General features: G+C 71.6%; 14 protein-coding genes. 8 read left to right on the top strand and 6 right to left on the bottom strand.

Features of this window, described 5'->3' with window-relative positions:
- Nucleotides 1-5: 5 nt before the first annotated feature.
- On the bottom strand, nt 6-2,051 hold the full coding sequence (locus tag CLT75_RS23295) for a hypothetical protein (protein ID WP_486485252.1): 2,046 nt from the start codon (nt 2,049-2,051) through the stop codon (nt 6-8).
- Between the two features lie 307 nt (nt 2,052-2,358).
- On the opposite strand from CLT75_RS23295, the gene CLT75_RS23290 reads away from it, so the two are divergent.
- Both CLT75_RS23290 and CLT75_RS23285 read left to right on the top strand, forming a co-directional pair.
- The gene (locus CLT75_RS23290; protein WP_135242465.1) at nt 2,359-3,900 is read left to right on the top strand and encodes a non-reducing end alpha-L-arabinofuranosidase family hydrolase; all 1,542 of its coding nucleotides are present in this window, start codon (nt 2,359-2,361) and stop codon (nt 3,898-3,900) included.
- Nucleotides 3,901-4,083: 183 nt separating this feature from the next.
- On the top strand, nt 4,084-4,377 hold the full coding sequence (locus tag CLT75_RS23285; RefSeq protein ID WP_135242464.1) for a DUF4287 domain-containing protein: 294 nt from the start codon (nt 4,084-4,086) through the stop codon (nt 4,375-4,377).
- A 145-nt stretch (nt 4,378-4,522) separates the two neighbouring features.
- On the opposite strand, the gene CLT75_RS23280 is transcribed toward CLT75_RS23285, so the two are convergent.
- Nucleotides 4,523-5,044, bottom strand: a complete 522-nt coding sequence (locus CLT75_RS23280; protein WP_135242463.1) for an alpha/beta hydrolase — start codon at nt 5,042-5,044, stop codon at nt 4,523-4,525.
- An 837-nt stretch (nt 5,045-5,881) separates the two neighbouring features.
- Between CLT75_RS23280 and CLT75_RS23275 the strand changes: the two genes are divergently transcribed.
- The 3 genes from CLT75_RS23275 (at nt 5,882) to CLT75_RS23265 (ending at nt 8,692) form a co-directional block, all read left to right on the top strand.
- Nucleotides 5,882-7,240, top strand: coding sequence for a sensor histidine kinase (locus CLT75_RS23275; RefSeq protein ID WP_486485362.1), 1,359 nt, complete (start codon nt 5,882-5,884; stop codon nt 7,238-7,240).
- On the top strand, nt 7,207-7,869 hold the full coding sequence (locus tag CLT75_RS23270; protein WP_135242461.1) for a response regulator transcription factor: 663 nt from the start codon (nt 7,207-7,209) through the stop codon (nt 7,867-7,869). The genes CLT75_RS23275 and CLT75_RS23270 overlap by 34 nt, the downstream gene beginning before the upstream one ends.
- A gap of 151 nt (nt 7,870-8,020) precedes the next feature.
- A complete protein-coding gene (locus tag CLT75_RS23265; RefSeq protein ID WP_135242460.1) occupies nt 8,021-8,692 on the top strand; it encodes a LuxR C-terminal-related transcriptional regulator in 672 nt (223 codons plus the stop codon).
- A gap of 75 nt (nt 8,693-8,767) precedes the next feature.
- On the opposite strand, the gene CLT75_RS23260 is transcribed toward CLT75_RS23265, so the two are convergent.
- From CLT75_RS23260 to CLT75_RS23250, 4 genes are all read right to left on the bottom strand, one after another.
- Nucleotides 8,768-9,448: a LuxR C-terminal-related transcriptional regulator gene (locus CLT75_RS23260; protein WP_167796949.1), complete on the bottom strand. Its 681-nt coding sequence runs from the start codon at nt 9,446-9,448 to the stop codon at nt 8,768-8,770.
- 97 nt (nt 9,449-9,545) lie between these two features.
- Nucleotides 9,546-10,298 (bottom strand): hypothetical protein, encoded by a 753-nt coding sequence (locus CLT75_RS32755; RefSeq protein ID WP_167796948.1) that lies wholly within the window; start codon nt 10,296-10,298, stop codon nt 9,546-9,548.
- Nucleotides 10,299-10,326: 28 nt separating this feature from the next.
- A complete protein-coding gene (locus CLT75_RS23255; protein ID WP_167796947.1) occupies nt 10,327-11,061 on the bottom strand; it encodes a sulfotransferase family protein in 735 nt (244 codons plus the stop codon).
- Nucleotides 11,058-11,882: an inositol monophosphatase family protein gene (locus tag CLT75_RS23250; RefSeq protein ID WP_135242457.1), complete on the bottom strand. Its 825-nt coding sequence runs from the start codon at nt 11,880-11,882 to the stop codon at nt 11,058-11,060. The genes CLT75_RS23255 and CLT75_RS23250 overlap by 4 nt, the downstream gene beginning before the upstream one ends.
- A gap of 268 nt (nt 11,883-12,150) precedes the next feature.
- Between CLT75_RS23250 and CLT75_RS23245 the strand changes: the two genes are divergently transcribed.
- Genes CLT75_RS23245 through CLT75_RS23235 form a run of 3 tightly spaced genes read left to right on the top strand, consistent with a single transcriptional unit; the run spans nt 12,151 to nt 15,610 of the window.
- A complete protein-coding gene (locus tag CLT75_RS23245; protein ID WP_167796946.1) occupies nt 12,151-13,428 on the top strand; it encodes a class-III pyridoxal-phosphate-dependent aminotransferase in 1,278 nt (425 codons plus the stop codon).
- The gene (locus CLT75_RS23240) at nt 13,425-14,459 is read left to right on the top strand and encodes a Gfo/Idh/MocA family protein (RefSeq protein ID WP_135242455.1); all 1,035 of its coding nucleotides are present in this window, start codon (nt 13,425-13,427) and stop codon (nt 14,457-14,459) included. The genes CLT75_RS23245 and CLT75_RS23240 overlap by 4 nt, the downstream gene beginning before the upstream one ends.
- Nucleotides 14,456-15,610, top strand: coding sequence for a hypothetical protein (locus CLT75_RS23235; protein ID WP_135242454.1), 1,155 nt, complete (start codon nt 14,456-14,458; stop codon nt 15,608-15,610). The genes CLT75_RS23240 and CLT75_RS23235 overlap by 4 nt, the downstream gene beginning before the upstream one ends.
- Nucleotides 15,611-15,690: the final 80 nt, after the last annotated feature.

Raw genomic sequence — 15,690 nt, 5'->3', positions numbered from 1 at the left:
CTCCTCTACAGCGGCAGGTTGAACAGGTTTTGCAGGCCCCGGTACGCCATCTCGTGCGAGGTGACGAAGAACCCGGGGAACAACTGGCTGAGGGCGGCCTGGCGGACGACCGTCTCGCGTACGGCGTGTGCGGTCAGCTCGTCGAGGCCGGCGACGACCTCCGCCGGCACACCGCCCTTCGCGGCCCGCTGGTAGGCCTCCGCGACGGCCTCCCAGCGCCCGTCGAACGTCTCCCCGAGGTCGTCGGCGACGGTCCCCCAGGTCTTCTCGAAGCGCTCCAGCTTCGTCGAGGACGTCCAGTCGACGTTTGTGACGCGGGCCGCCTCGGGGTCGACGAGCAGCAGGTCGGAGCGGAGGTCCCCGACCGTGGTGGACGCCTTCCATCGGAACCGTTCGGCCAGGTGGGTGGCGAGCGCCTTCTCCGCGCCGGTCGCGGCCGGGTTGCCGGTGAACCCGACGAGGCGCAGCAGCAGGTCCCGGTCCGGGTGGCCGAGCAGCATCTGGGCGACCGTCTGGCGCAGCACCGCCTCGGAGCCGCGCAGCGCGGGTGCCAGCTCCGGGTGGGCCGCGCGGACCGCCTCGATGACCGTCGCCAGCGACTTCTCCGTGAACGGCTCCAGGCCCGGTGACCGGCCGACGAGCTGCGCGACCTCGGCGGCCATCCGCCGGTGCACCTGCTGACCGAGCCGCCACGGCTGTGCCTGTCCGGCCTTCCGCAGCGCGCGGAACTCCTCGTACGCGACGGTCTGGAGTGCCCTGTTGAACGCGGTGGTCAGCCGCTGCTCCAGTTGCCGGGCGATGGCGGCGCGTACGACGGCGGCCCGGATGTCCCGGGGTGTCTTCGGTGGTTTCAGCTCGCGCAGGTCCTCGACCCGCTTGATGATCTCGTCGAGCGCCTCGTTCAGCTCGGCGCGGGTCGCGGCCCGGCCGGCCGACGACACCGTCTCCGACATGCTCGCCATCAGCACGGGCCGGCCGTCGAGGCTCACCAGCGCGCCGAGCCGGGTGCCCGCCCCGGCGCCGGCGAACGCCTCGGCCTGCGCCGCCTGGTTGAACAGGGTCAGTGTGAGTTCGGCGTCGGCGAGCAGCACCCGGCCCTGCCGGAACAGCGCGTCGAGCACCTTCGGGGGAAAGAGCGTCCGCAGCATCGCGAGGCCCACCTGGGGCGCGGCGAGGATCGCCGCCCGGCCGATCGCCACCAGCAGCGCGGCCGTCTGGGCGGTCAGCAGGCGCGCCTCCCGGGCGCCCGCGAGCAGCAGCGGCACGTACCGGACGGCGGCGCGGACCGCGACGCCGCCGAGCAGCCGGGCGAGATGCACCAGACCGGTGAGCACCTGGTAGAGATCGCCGGCGACGCGGCCGAGCAGGCGGCCGGCGGCGAACGGGTCGAGGTCGTCCAGGTGCCTGGCGAACTGGGCGGCCCAGCCGCGCCACAGCGCCAGCAGCCGTTCCGGAACCGTCGTCGGGTCCAGCGCGGCGACGATGCCGGCCAGGGCCTGGCGTACGACTGTGGCCTGGTCGGCGAGGCGCTGGACACCGGCGCGGGGGTCGACGGTGAGCACGATGAGCGTGGTGAACTGCTCCTGCTGGAGGCGGCCGATCAACTGCACGAGCTTGCCGAGGTCGACCACCACTGTCGCCACGGACTCCCCGACGCCGACGGCGAAGCCGTCCAGGAACAGCTTCGGGTTGATCCCGTTCCAGGCCGCGTAGTGCCGCATCGCGTCGAGCAGCGCGGGGTCGAGGCCGAGCAGGTAGCGACGGAACGTGCCGTCGGAGTCGACGTCGGAGGCGGCCAGGTCGAAGAACGCCTCGGCCAGGCGCAGCCGCGCGAGCATCGAGACCAGGTCCCAGACGTTGTCCGGGGTGATACGGCCGGTCATCGCGGCCAGCACGCGCTCGCGGGTCATCGAGCGCGTGGCGTGCGCGTCCATCCAGTACTTGACCGTCAGCGCGACGAACTCCACACGCGGGTCCTGGGTGCGTGCGCCGAAGACCGCGGCCCGGTCCTCGGCGGACACCCGCGGCATGCTGAACCAGTCCCGGATCATGACGGAGTCGTTCGCCGGCTGCCCCAATTCCCCCACCCCCTCCAGCCGTGTGCACTGTCGGGCCGCGGTGCGGGCGGCGGTAGTGCTGGGTCGAGAAGCTGACATGGTCCCGCCGGCGGCGCGTTCGCCGGTCCATCGACTGTTACGACTTGACGAACGACGTGTTATCGCTCACAGTCGATGGCACGGGACGGCGGCATCGATGGCCCACCGGGCGGGCGCGGGTGGCCGCGTGGCAGGCCGGGTGTGGGATCAGTGCGCTACGACGAATTGTTAGCGCTCACAACATGTGATCAGAGGGAGGAACATGTTTGCATTCGGTAGGTCCCCATCGACGGTGTCGCCGCCGCGACGGCGCGGATGGCTGCCGCGAGTCGTCGCGTCGGGCGCGACCGCGGTACTCGTCGGCGCCGCCGCAGTGGCTGCCGTGTCCGCGCCCGCCGCCGCCGCGAGCGTCGACACGAACGCCTGGTACGTCCTGGTCAACCGCAACAGCGGCAAGGCGCTCGACGTCTACAACCTGGCCACGAACGACGGCGCGCGGATCGTGCAGTGGTCGCGCAACAACGGCAACCAGCAGCAGTGGCAGTTCGTCGACTCCGGCGGCGGCTACTACCGGCTGAAGTCGCGGCTGTCCGGCAAGGTGCTCGACGTCTACAACTGGTCGACCGCCAACGGCGGCAGCATCGTGCAGTGGTCCGATCTCAACGGGACCAACCAGCAGTTCCGGCTGGCCGACTCCGACAGCGGCTACGTCCGGCTGATCAGCCGCCACAGCAACAAGGTGGTGGAGGTGCAGGGCGCCTCGACCGCCGACGGCGGAAACATCGTCCAGTACGACGACTGGAACGGCGCCAACCAGCAGTGGCAGCTCGTCCGGGTGGACGGTGGCGGCGGCAACCCCACCACGCCGCCTCCGACGACCCCGCCGCCGGGTGGTACGTGCAACCTGCCGTCGTCGTACCGGTGGTCGTCCACTGGTGCGTTGGCGCAGCCGCGCTCGGGCTGGGTGTCGTTGAAGGACTTCACTGTGGTGCCGTACAACGGGCAGCATCTGGTGTACGCGACGACGCACGACACCGGCTCGTCGTGGGGGTCGATGAACTTCGGTCTGTTCTCGAACTGGTCGCAGATGGCCTCGGCCAGCCAGAACGCGATGTCGTCGGGGACTGTGGCGCCGACGCTGTTCTACTTCGCGCCGCGCAACATCTGGGTCCTGGCCTACCAGTGGGGACCGACCGCCTTCTCGTACCGCACGTCGACGAACCCGACGAACCCGAACGGGTGGTCGTCGGCGCAGCCGCTGTTCACCGGCAGCATCTCCGGCTCCGGCACCGGCCCGATCGACCAGACCCTGATCGCCGACGACCAGAACATGTACCTGTTCTTCGCCGGCGACAACGGCAAGATCTACCGCTCCAGCATGCCGATCGGGAACTTCCCCGGCAGCTTCGGCTCCAACTACACCACCATCATGTCGGACTCGACGAACAACCTGTTCGAAGCCGTGCAGGTCTACAAGCTCCAGGGCCAGACCCGCTACCTCATGATCGTCGAAGCGATCGGCTCCCAGGGCCGCTACTTCCGCTCCTTCACCGCCACCAGCCTGAACGGCTCCTGGACCCCGCAGGCCGCCACCGAGTCCAACCCGTTCGCCGGCAAGGCCAACAGCGGCGCCACCTGGACCAACGACATCAGCCACGGCGAACTCATCCGCACCACCGCCGACCAGACCTTCACCGTCGACCCCTGCAACCTCCAACTGCTCTACCAAGGCCGCTCCCCCAACTCCGGCGGCGACTACGGCCTCCTGCCCTACCGACCCGGACTACTCACCCTCCAGCGCTGAGCGCGTACCCCGAGATCTGGAGAGCCCGGCCCCGCGACCACGCGGGCCGGGCTCTCCGGCGTCTCGCCCGACGGCGATCGTTGCCCTGGAGGCAACGACGGTGGCCTGGTCCGTCGTTGATCGGCACCCGTCCTGCCCGGGAGGCTGGAGTCGTCACCACCTCCCGAGCGAAGGGTTGGGCAGATGTCCTTCCAGGCATACCTCGACGCGATCGAGGACAAGACCGGCAAGACCCCGCGCACGCTCGTCGACCAGGCCAGGGAGCGCGGCTACGACGCCGCCGACGTGAAGGCCGCCGTGATCGTGGGCTGGCTCAAGGACGAGTACGGACTCGGCCGGGGACACGCGATGGCTCTGGTCCACGTGATCAGGAACGGGCCGAAGATCAGCGCCAAGCACGTCGGGTCCACCGGATCCCACCGCGACGACAGCGACACGCTGTGGCTGGACGGCAGGGCCGCCCGAGCCTCCGCGTAGCGGCTGTGGACAGCGACGCCTATCGTTCGCCCCATGGGAGCGATCAAGCCGTGGCACCTGTTCGTCCTGACGCTCTGCTGCCTGCTGCCGCTCATCGCGGCGGTGGCGGCGGTGGTGTGGACGCGGCGAGGGCGCCGCTGACCCGTCATCGGCCGGCGGCGAACTCCTCCACCGCGGTGCAGACCCGCCCGAGCGCCTCGGCCGAGGCCGCCAACGGTCCGGGCACCATCATCGAGTGGTCGGCGTCGGCGACCTCCACCACGTACGGCGTGAGCCGGCGCGCCACCGCACCGTCCCAGACCTGATCGCGGGTGCCGCCGGCCAGCAGGAACGGCGCGGTGGCCCGGCCCAGCGGCTCCCGTACGGCGGGGTCGGTCAGCAGCGGCGTCAGCCACACCGCCGGGATGCCCCGGTCGGCGGCGAGCGGCGCGGCGAAACTGCCGAGCGACTTGCCCACGAGCAGATCCACCCCGGCGTCGAGGACCGGATCCAGCTGCTCGGCGACCCACTCCGGCGCGCTGTCGAGGCGCAGCTCGTCCACCGACCGCCAGGTCACCTCGTGCACCTCGAAACCGAGCCGGCGCAACGCCTCCCCGATGTAGACGAAAAGCGGTCCCCGGGTGTCGTAGCCCCGTCCCGGTGCGAGTACCGCGCGCCGTTCCGCCATGATCGCCTCCCTCTCGTTCGATCGATGCGTCACGCTAGTGCCTCGTCTCGATCGATGCTGTCCGCCGTTCCGGGACAGCCGCAGTGGCGAATCGCGCTCGGAACGGTGTCGCCTTTCGGACGCGCAGTTCGGCTCCGTACGGCGCATGGCCAGGCGAATTGCGGTCCGGTCGGGTTTCCGATCACGCCTCGCGGGGATCGCCCTCCGACGCACCTCTATTGTGTCGGGGCCGCGACATCTGGCCGCAGGTGGTATGTGCGGGCCTGTTTCCTGGGTGCGGACGACAATTATCCTGATTGCCGGAATATGTCGTCGCCGTCCGCCCGGCGGATCGCCTGCTGGTGCGCCGACCTGCTCCATCGCCGAAGCGTGCCCGCAGGGTGGAATGCGATGCCGTGCGGCCGGGGCGGGACGGATAAGGAGTGCGTCGACCTGCTGTTCCGAACGGAGGGTAAATACCCTCAGAATCATAGGTGATATCGGGCTACGGCTCGGCGGTGTCCGGTTCGAGCGCTTGGGGCCGCTACGGCGGCTGTGGGTGAGTAATGACCGCTTTTGCGGAATCTCTTATGCGATTTAGCGGCCCCCGATTAATCGGCGATGCGATAGTATTGACGCCGATCGAGGAGATCGATTCGGGCGGTCTGATCGTCTTCAGGGATCGTGTCGCGACCGTCGAGCGACCGTTCATCGGCTCACCACCGTCCGCTGGTCGGCTCCCAACGGCTACCGACCGCGGAGGGATGATTGGTCCGGCTTGCGATGCCCGGCAGAGTCAGCCGAGTCGACGCGGGACCAGCGTTGCGGGGCGCGGCTGTCGCGATGCTGGTCTGTGTGATGTTGGGCGGGAGCCTGGTCGCCGCGGTCCGGGTGATCCAGTCCGGTGACCCGGAGACCACGCTCTTCGTCGCCACGGCTCTGGCTCTGGTCTGTTCCTACGGCACCGCCGGGATGATCCTGATCGGGTCGGCCGCCAACCCGCTGACCGGCATGCTGTTCTTCGCCGTCGCGATGGTGTGGCTGGCCCGGAGCACCGGACCGCTGCACGGTGAGACGGGCACCGGAGTGGCCGCCGTCGCGCACCCGCTGATCTGGACCCTCCTGGTGGCCATCCTGGTCACCCAGCCGCGCGGCCGTACGCGTACCCGGGCGGACCGCGTCCTGCTGGCCGTCGCGCTCGGCGGGCTGCCGCTGCTGGTGATCGACAGCTATGCCGCACCGGCCGGCGCGATCGACCCGTGCCTGGCCTGCCTGCCCGAGCCGGGCTGGGCCGCCGCGCCGTACCAGCCGGTGGTCGCGCGGCTGGCGGCCACGGTGGTGGCGATCTGGCTCGCCGTCCACCTGGTCAGGCGGTGGCAGGGCGCGCAGCGGATCGTCGTGCTCCCGGGCGTCCTGCTCTGCCTGCAGGTGGGCGCCGCGGCGATGGTGCCCTTGTTCACCACCCCGTCCCATCCGGCCTGGCTGGTGAGTAATGCGGCAGGTGTGGTCCTGCAGATCCTGATACCGCCGTTGGTGCTGCTGGCCAAGGCTCGCGGCTGGCGGGCCGACGCCGCGCTCTGGGAACGCCGATACGAGCAGGAGGCGCGCAACGGCCGGCACCGGGCGCGCAGCGAGATCGAACGGGACCTGCACGACGGCGCGCAGCTACGGCTGGTCAACGCGACCCTGCTGTTGCAGATGGCGCGGCGGACGATGCGGGACACCGCCGAGGCGGACGCCCACCTGGACGCGGCGGTCACCGAACTCGCCATGGCGCTCACCGAGTTGCGGTTGCTGAGCCGAGGGATGCGTCCGCCCGCGCTGGAGCGGCGTGAGCTGCACGAGGCGCTGGCCGTCCTGACCACGAACACGCCGGTGACGGTGCGGATCGAGGGCCGGCCCCGCCTGGTACCGCGTGAGGTGGCGGAAGCCGCCTACTTCGTCGCGGCGGAGGCGTTGACGAACGCGGTCCGGCACGGAGGCGCCTCGACAGTGGTGATCCGGATGCGGATGGAACAGAACTGCCTGCACCTGGAGGTGTGCGACGACGGCTCCGGCTCGACCCGGACCCTTGAGGACGAAGACTGCCTGAGTCACCTCGGCCGCCGTGCCGAGGCACTCGGCGGCCGGCTGGAGTGGGAGAGCCGACCCGGTGTCGGCACGACGCTGCGGACGGTGATCCCGTGCGCATCGTCATCGCAGACGACGCGGTGCTGATCCGGGAGGGCCTGTCGGCCCTCCTGCGGCAGGCCGGGATGACAGTGCTCGCGGCGGTCAAGGACGCGCACGAACTGCTGGACGCGGTCGCCGGGCACCGGCCGGACGCGGTGATCGTCGACATCCGGATGCCGCCGACCTACACCACCGAAGGGCTGGCGGTCGCCGAGCGGATCCGGCGGGACTACACCGGCATCGCGGTGCTGGTCCTCTCCATGCACATCGAGACGGAGTACGCGCTGGCGATCGTCAACTCGGGTGAGGGCGGCGTCGGATATCTGCTCAAGGAGCGCATCCTCGACGTCGAGCAGGTGGTCACCGCGTTGCGTGAGCTGGCGAGCGGTGGAGCGGTCATCGATCCGGCCCTCGTCGAGGAGTTGATGGCCCGGCGCCGGACGGGCGGCCGGATCGACCGCCTGACCGTCCGGGAGCAGGAGGTGCTGGCGCTGATGGCGCAGGGGCTCACCAACCGGGCGATAGCCGACCGTCTGCGTCTGAGCAGCAAGACCATCGAGTCGTACGTGACGAGCATTCTGGAGCGGCTGCAGATCGACGCGGCGGAGGGTGTGCACCGGCGGGTGCGGGCGGTGCTGATGTATCTCCGGTCGAACACCTCCGCCGGATGGTGACCCTAGGCCCGCCCGGGGATGAGCCGGTGAAATCCGGCTCGGCGAGGGAGGGATTCCCCGGTACCCGCCACGTTCGCCCATCGCTACGTTTCAATCACTGTCCGCTTGTCGCATGACCACGTGCGTGCGACGGCAACTCGGGGGAGAGTTGATGCAGAACGAAGCCGTGGATCCGAAGCCGACGGTCGTCGAGGCCGAGGCTGCGGGCTGGCGTCTGGCGGCGCGGGTGATCAGAGCCGCGCGCGACGAGGTGCTCGCGCTGATACCCGCCAACTGTGCGCTGCTGTCCGATCAGGAGCCGGGCCGGCCCTGGCCGCCCCGGGCGGGGTGGTCCGGCGCCGCCCGGGTGCGTGCGGTGGTGGCCGGGGAGACCCTGCTGGACCGGGGCGCCCGGCTGCGGGCCCTGCTGGGCGTCCGGGCCGACGTGCGGAGCGGCAAGCACTCGCCGACTCTGATGGTCGTGCTGGACCGCAACCTGGCGATCGTGTCGCGGGGCGGGGCCGCGTCACCGCTGGCCGTACGCTCGCCGACCGCTGTGCAGGCGCTGACGACGATCTTCCACCACCACTGGTCCGAGGCGCGGGTGGACGTGAGTGACCTGCACGGCAGGCTCAACCCGTTGCAGCGTGACGTGCTGCGGCGGTTGTCCGGCGGCGCCACCGACGACGTGGTCGCGCGGGCGCTGGCCGTGTCCACCCGTACCGTCCAGCGGCAGGTCACGCAGATCATGCAGATGGTGGGTGCCCGGAGCCGGCTCGAACTCGGCATCAAGCTGGCCGCGCACGGCCTCTACGAGCGGCCGCCGCTACGACAGGCGGTCTGAGGAACCCTGACGGTGGCGGCACCGCTTCCGGTGCCGCCACCTTCGTGGTCCCGCGCGCCGGCGCGGATGCCTGCGCTACGCGCACTCCACCAGGCCGGAGCGGATGGCGGTGACCACCGCCGAGGTCCGATTGGTGCAGCCGAGCTTGAGCAGCACCCCGGCCACCAGCCGCTTCGCGCCGTGGTCGGAGATCTTGAGGCGTCGCGCGATCTGCTTGTTGCTCAACCCTTCGACAAGCAGCAACAACGTCTCGTGCTCGCGCGGCGTCAGCTTGATGGGCGCCATCGACGAGGGCGTACGGCGGATGCCGGCCCGGGCCAGCAGTTGCTGCGCCAGGACGGCGGGCATCGGCACCTCACCGGTCATGATCGCCCGGAGCGCGTTCTCCAAGGTGCGACCGGACAGGTCCTGCTGGAGCAGGAAGCCGTCCACCACGACACCGTCGGCCAGCACCGCCTCGGCGGCGTGGGCGTCGTGGATCAGCATGACGATCTTGCTCTCCGGGGCGATCAGCCCGGCGGCCGCGATGCCCGCGACGCCGTCGGCCGCGTTGACGACGAGCACTTCCGGTCGCTTGTCGACGGCCTCGGTCAGCAACTCGGGCATCGAGCGGTAGGAACGGACGGACGTGGTCAGGGCCAGGCCGCGCAGCGCCACGCTGAGACCGTCCCGCAGGATGTCGTTGATCATGACGAGTGCGATGCGCAGGCTTGCCGACTCGCGGTGCGGATGGTGTTCGACGATCGTCGCGGTCATGACCGCGCTCCTCTCACTCGGAGTCACACGAATCATCGAAACGGACGGCGGTACACCCCTTCCAGGACCATGTCTCGTTCCGGACATGCCCCGGAGGTCAACCGCCGTCGCACGTCTCCAGCAGGCTGCCGAGCACCTTGCCGAACTCCGGCGAGGCCAGATAGTTGCGAGCGCCGCGCAGCCGAGGGTCGCAGTCGAGTGACACCCTCCCGGTGACGCCGGCCGGACCGGTCCCGGCCGCCAGGAGCAGCGTGTCCTGCACGTCGGCCACATCCACCCAGACGGCCGGCCCGGAGGCGGGCGGTCCCACGGCCGGGGGATGCGGTGCACCCAGGGTGATCAGCGCGGGAGCGGCGGCACCGGCGCCGGCGAGGGCCAGCGCGGCGGCCACCCCGCCCAGGCAGTGGCCGATCACGATCTCGGTGTCCGGGGTGAGCGCGGCGCGTACGGCGTCGATCGCGGGGTGCCCGGCCGCCGTGCCGGTGGCGAACGCCAGCACCTGACGCAGGGTTCCGGTCAGCTCCTCGGCGGTCAGGCCGCAGAAGTATCGGGACCAGGCCAGCCGGCCGGCCAACGCGTCCACGCCGACCGGCTCCGCACCGGCCTCGGTGTCGAAGGTGGCGGCCTGCCAGCAGCGCCGCAACAGTGCGGTCTCGGCGGCCGGATCGCTGTCGCCGACGGCCGGCACGCGGTCCGGGGCGTCGAGGTTGACCAGGGCGGCATCCGGCGCCGTCGCGGGATAGCCGGCCAGCGCCAAGCCGTCCTCGACGGAGCCGATCCACTCCCGGCGGACCGAGTCGTCGGAGCGCCGCGGTCCGCCGGTGCCGTGCACGATGAGCAGCCGGGACATCCGTTCTCCCTTCTCAGGCGAAGCCGGTTCAGGCGGGTGCGGGCAGCCGGTAGCCGTACCGTGCGACCCGGTCGGCGAGGTCGACGAGGTCGTCGTCGGCGCCCGGACCCTGCCGCCAGGCCTGCAGGTAGCGGGTGTTCGTGTCCCGGTCCAGGCCGCCGACGTCGAAGGCGGGTGGAAGGCCGGCGAAGGCTGCGATGTCCCCCAACGTGCGGTCCGGGTCGTCCATCAGGTCCTCGTAGCGGACGGTCAGCATCGCGTCGACGTGTGCGGCGTCGGCCCGGGCCAGCTCGTGGGCGTGCAGCCAGTGTTCGACGAGTTGCCGCACGGTCAGCGCCGGCGTCCACTTCCGGGTGCTCATCGCCACCGCCACCGGGTGCCGCATGACCAGCACGAACCGGGAACCCGGAAAGAGCCGCTGGAAGAACCGGAAGCGCAGCAGGTTGGGCGGCGACTTCTCCAGCACGACCGGGCGGCCGGGATCCAGGTAGCGGCCCCACTGCTCGCGCAGCAGCCGGGCGGTGGCCGGGCCGGCCAGCTCGTGGTGCTCGGTCATGTGCGCCCCGGGCGCGTACGCGAACCGCCCCGGACCGCCGTGCTGCTCGTCGTAGGGGCAGACGGTCTGCAGGTACTGGCCCTCGTCCATCGGCGCGCCGGTCTGCCGGAACCCGGCCACCTCGGGATTCGTGCCGACCAGCGCGGCCAGCAGGGTGGTGCCGCTGCGGTGCAGGCCGCCCATGATCAGAAAGCGCCGGCGTGTCACACGACCTCCGCGAGGCTGTCGGGGCGCAGGGCTTCGCCGACCGCGCGGCCGAGGGCCGCGTACGCGGGGGCCCATGCGACGAAGCTGCCCCGCCGCCGGGTCGGCAGCGGATCGGGATGACTCAGGTAACCGCCACCCGTGGCGGTGACAAGCGCCCGCCCGGCAGCGGTGTCCCAGTCGTAGACGTCCGCGTTGGCGGCCACGTCGGCGCGGCCCGCCGCGACGTACGCCAGCGCCAGCGCGGACGAACCGAGGCGTCGCACGTCCGCGGCGGCGGTGAGCAGCGCGGCCAGCAGGTCGGTCTCGGCGGTGGACGGCGGCCCTCCGGCGTTCGGGATGTCGCACAGCACGAGCGGCGGCGCCGACGACGCGGCGGTACGTGTGGGCAGCGGAGCGCCGTTCAACCACGCGCGACCGTCCGCCGCGGTGAACAGCTCCTCGCGCAGCGGGTCGTAGACGCAGCCGCCGACCGTACGACCGCCGATCCGCAGGCCGATCGACACGCAGAAGAACGGGATGCCCCGGACGAAGTTGTAGGTGCCGTCGATCGGGTCGACGAGCCACACCGGATCGTCCGGACCGGTCGGGGCGCCGTCCGGCCGGCCGCCTTCCTCGCCCACCACCGTCGAGCGCGGGCCGACGCCGCCCAACGCGGCGCGGATCAACGCCTCGGCGGCCAGGTCGGTCCCGGTCACCACGTCGTGGGCCGCCTGCTTGCGGGACACCTCCACCGGGTCGCCGAACCGCTGCCGGACCAGGCGGCCGGCGTCCACGGCGGACTGCGCCGCCACGTCGATGAGGTCCTGCACGGTGCTGGTCACGGCGCCACGCTAACCGCGTCCGCCTCGGTGCCGCGCTGCCCGGACGTGTCAGCCGTCCGGGCATGCCCATTCGTCGTGGCCGATGGAGGCTCCCGGGCCCGCCGCCGGATCCCGAGCATGGGCGGAAAGCGGTCCGCGGTCGGCGTGACCGGTGGACCGGCCGCACCCGAGAGGCGGAGCGATGGCAGAGAGTTCAGGCGACGGCCGACGTTTTGGGCGTACGCCCGACCGGCCACGTGGTGCCCAGCACTGGGCCGCTGAGCAGGAGGTGATCGGACCCGGCCTGCAGGCGGTCATGCTCTGGGCGCAGTTGTGCGTCGAATCCGCCGCCGGCGCGGTCCTGGTCGACGTGGACGGCAACGAGATCATCGACTTCCAGGGAGCCGGCGGGGTCAACTCGATCGGCCACGCCAACCCGCGCCTGATCGCCGCCCTCACCGCCGAGCTGGCCACCGCGCCGGCCGGCGCGTTCGGGTCGGCCGGCCGCCGGGCGATGGCCGAGTCGCTGCGCGGATTCCTGCCGCCGCCGCTGGACCGGATCCAGCTCTACAGCGGCGGCACCGAGGCGGTGGAAGCGGCACTGCGGCTGGCCAAGTCGGTCACCGGCAAGCACGAGTTCCTGTCGTTCTGGGGCGGCTTCCACGGCAAGACGCTGGGCAGCCTGGCGCTCACCGCGGGGGCACGGACCGGTCTCGGCCCGCTGCCCTCCGGCTATTTCAGCGCACCGTACGCCAACTGCTACCACTGCCCGCTGAAGATGACGTTCCCGAGCTGCGGCTACGCCTGCGTCGAGACCGTGCGGGACACCATCAAGGAGAACTCCACCGGCTCGCTGGCGGCGCTCGTCGTCGAGCCGGTGCAGGGCCGGTCCGGCAACGTGGTGCCGCCACCGGGCTACCTGACCGCGCTGGCCTCGGTCGCCGACGAGTTCGACGCGTTGCTGATCGTCGACGAGATGATGACCGGTTTCGGTCGTACCGGTGAGCCGTTCGCCTTCATGCGCGACGAGGTGACGCCGGACATCGTCACCGTCGGCAAGGGGATGGGCGCCGGATACCCCGTCACCGGGGTGATCTCCACAGCGGATCTGATGGCCGCCAGCCCGTTCTCCGACCCGAGCGCGAGCTCGTCCAGCTTCGGCGCGTTCCCGCTGGCCTGCCGGGCGGTCGCCACCACCACCGACGTGCTCGTCGACGAGGACCTGCCCAGCCGCGTGGCCAAGCTCGGCGCCGAGATGCTGACCGCGCTGGAGCCGCTCGTCGACGAGTCCCCGCTCGTCGGCGACGTCCGGGGCGCCGGGTTCGCGATCGGCATCGAGCTGGTCGCCGACAAGCGGTCCCGCCGGCCGCTGGACAAGGACACCTTCCGGAAGACGTTCCTGGCGTTGGTCGACGCCGGGGTGCTGGTGATGACCGGAGGCACCACGCTGCGCCTCTACCCACCGCTGAACGTGGACGCGGAGCTGGCCGAGCAGGCCGTCGAGATCATCCGCCGCGTCCTGATCGACGGCGCGGCGCCCCAGCACCTTGAGGAGGTACCGGCATGAGGATCGCCGTCATCGGCTTCGGCACCGCCGGGGAAGGGCGACTGCACGCCTACCGTACGGTCACCGCCGGCCGGGTCGTCGCGGTGCTCGACCCGTCGCCGGAGCGGCGGGCCCGGGCCCGGCAGCTCGACCCCGGCCTGGCCACCTACCCCACGCTGGCCGAGCTGCTCGCCGCCCAGCCGGTGGACGCCGTCGACATCTGCACCCCACCGAACCACCACGTCGAGCTGGAACGCGAGGCGCTCGCCGCCGGTCTGCACGTGATCTGCGAGAAGCCGGTCGCGGTACGCACCGACGAGGCACTCGACCTGATCGACCTGGCCCGGGACCGGGGCCTGCTGCTCTACCCCGCGCACAACTACGGCTTCTCGCCGATGATGCGGGTGCTCACCGGCGCGGTCGCCGGCGGGCGGCTCGGCGGTCCGTTGCGGGCCCGGTTCCGGATCGCCCGCGACTCGCACGCGCGCGGGGTGCCCGGATGGCAACCGGACTGGCGTCGGGACATCTCGGTGGCGCGGGGCGGGATCATGCTCGACCACGGGACGCACTGCGCGTACATGGCCACCCAGCTCTTCGGCGAGGCGCCCCGGACGGTCTCCTGCGTCGCGCAGTGGGCGGACGGCGACGCCGCCGGCGGGATGGACGTGGCCGCCCGGCTGGACCTGGAGTTCACCGACGGCGGGACCTGCGAGATCGATCTGAGCTGGGTCAGTGACACCCGGTCGAACCGCTACCTGGTCAGCGGCCCGGACGGCGCCGCCGACGTGCACGACGGGATGGCCGAGGTGCGTACGGCGGACGGGCTGGAGCGCACCGACCTGGCCCCGCCGAACCGGGACCAGACCCACCAGGAGTGGTTCCCCGGCATGTTCGCCGACTTCGCCGGCCTGGTCGCCGCGGGCACCGGCTGGGACCGGCCGATGCGGGAGGCCGTCACCACGACGGCGCTGATCGAGGCGGCCTACCTGTCGGCGACCCGCGGTGGGGAGCCGGTCGTGCCGGCCGGTCTCTCGGCCGCGGAAGCGCGGTGACGGCCGGCGAGATCCGGCTCAGCGTGGCGATCATGCACCACCCGCGCCGGCGGGAGCGCATCCCCCCGCTGGTGCGCGACTGCGCCCCGCTGACCGCCCGGGTGGTGACCGATCCGGACCCGGACGGGGTGCCCAGCCCGTTGCGTACCGCCAAGGTGGCCTGGCGCGCCGTCGCCGACGGCGCCACCCACCACCTGGTCCTGCAGGACGACATCCGGCTGATCCGGAGCTTCGCCACCCAGGTCCACCGCGCGATCGCGGCCCGCCCGGAACACGGCATCTCGCTCTACTCGCACTGGGACAGCCCGCAGAACTCATACCTGGTCCGTCGCGCGGTGATCGCCGGCTGGCCGTTCGCGCCGCTGTCGCTGTTCGAGTGGACCCCCACCCAGGGGTTCGTCCTGCCGGTGCGGGTGGCCCGGGAACTGGCCGACTACCTGGCGGGCATCCCGGACGACGTCAAGGACGACGACGAGATGGTGGTGATGTTCTGCCGGGAGGCCGGCATCCCGGTCGTCGGGACCGTGCCGCACCTGGTCGACCACCGGTTCGATCCGACGATCGTCGGGCATCCGGGCCGGTTCCACGCCACCGTCTTCCTGCCCGCTCCGGCCCTGTCGCCGACGTACTGGCAGTTCAGCGCGAGCGCCGAGGAGGCCCTGGCACGGCGGTGCCGCTCCGACGAGAAGCTGCCCTACACCGTGCAGCTTCATCGCAGCCGGTGCCTGTTGCGGCCGCTGCGCCCCGGTACCGGGGAACCTGTCGAGCACGGTTTCGGCTGGTACTGGGCCGATCACTGCGGCCTGGTCGGGCTGTCCGTGAACCAGGTGGTGGACGGGTTCGACCGCCTGCTCGGGGTCACCGGCCTGCCCTCGGGCCTGCACTGGCGACTCGCCCTGGAGGTGTGGGCGGCCGGCTACCTGCTCGGCGCGGACGCGGTGACGGTCCGCCGTGGCGAGGCGGACGGGGTCTGGCCCCCGGCAGCCGTCGGCGCCGGGCTCGCCCAGGCCGCGATGACCAGTTGGATCACCTCCGGCCTGGCCGAGCCGGACGCCGCCGGCCTGACCGTGGAACGACGGGCGGCGCTGGTCGCCATCGGCCTGGCCGGGGTGGCGCAGGGCTGGCTCGGCGGCTGGCAGGAGACGCCGTGACCGCCTGGCATACCTGTTCGGCTACCCCAACCGCCCGCTCGATCGAGCCTTCTGCACATGCCGGATCCGGCGCGACGCTG

The organism is Micromonospora sp. CNZ285, assembly GCF_004637285.1.
The sequence above is the reverse complement of the archived record's forward strand: the minus strand, read 5'-3'. Positions and strand labels throughout refer to the sequence as shown.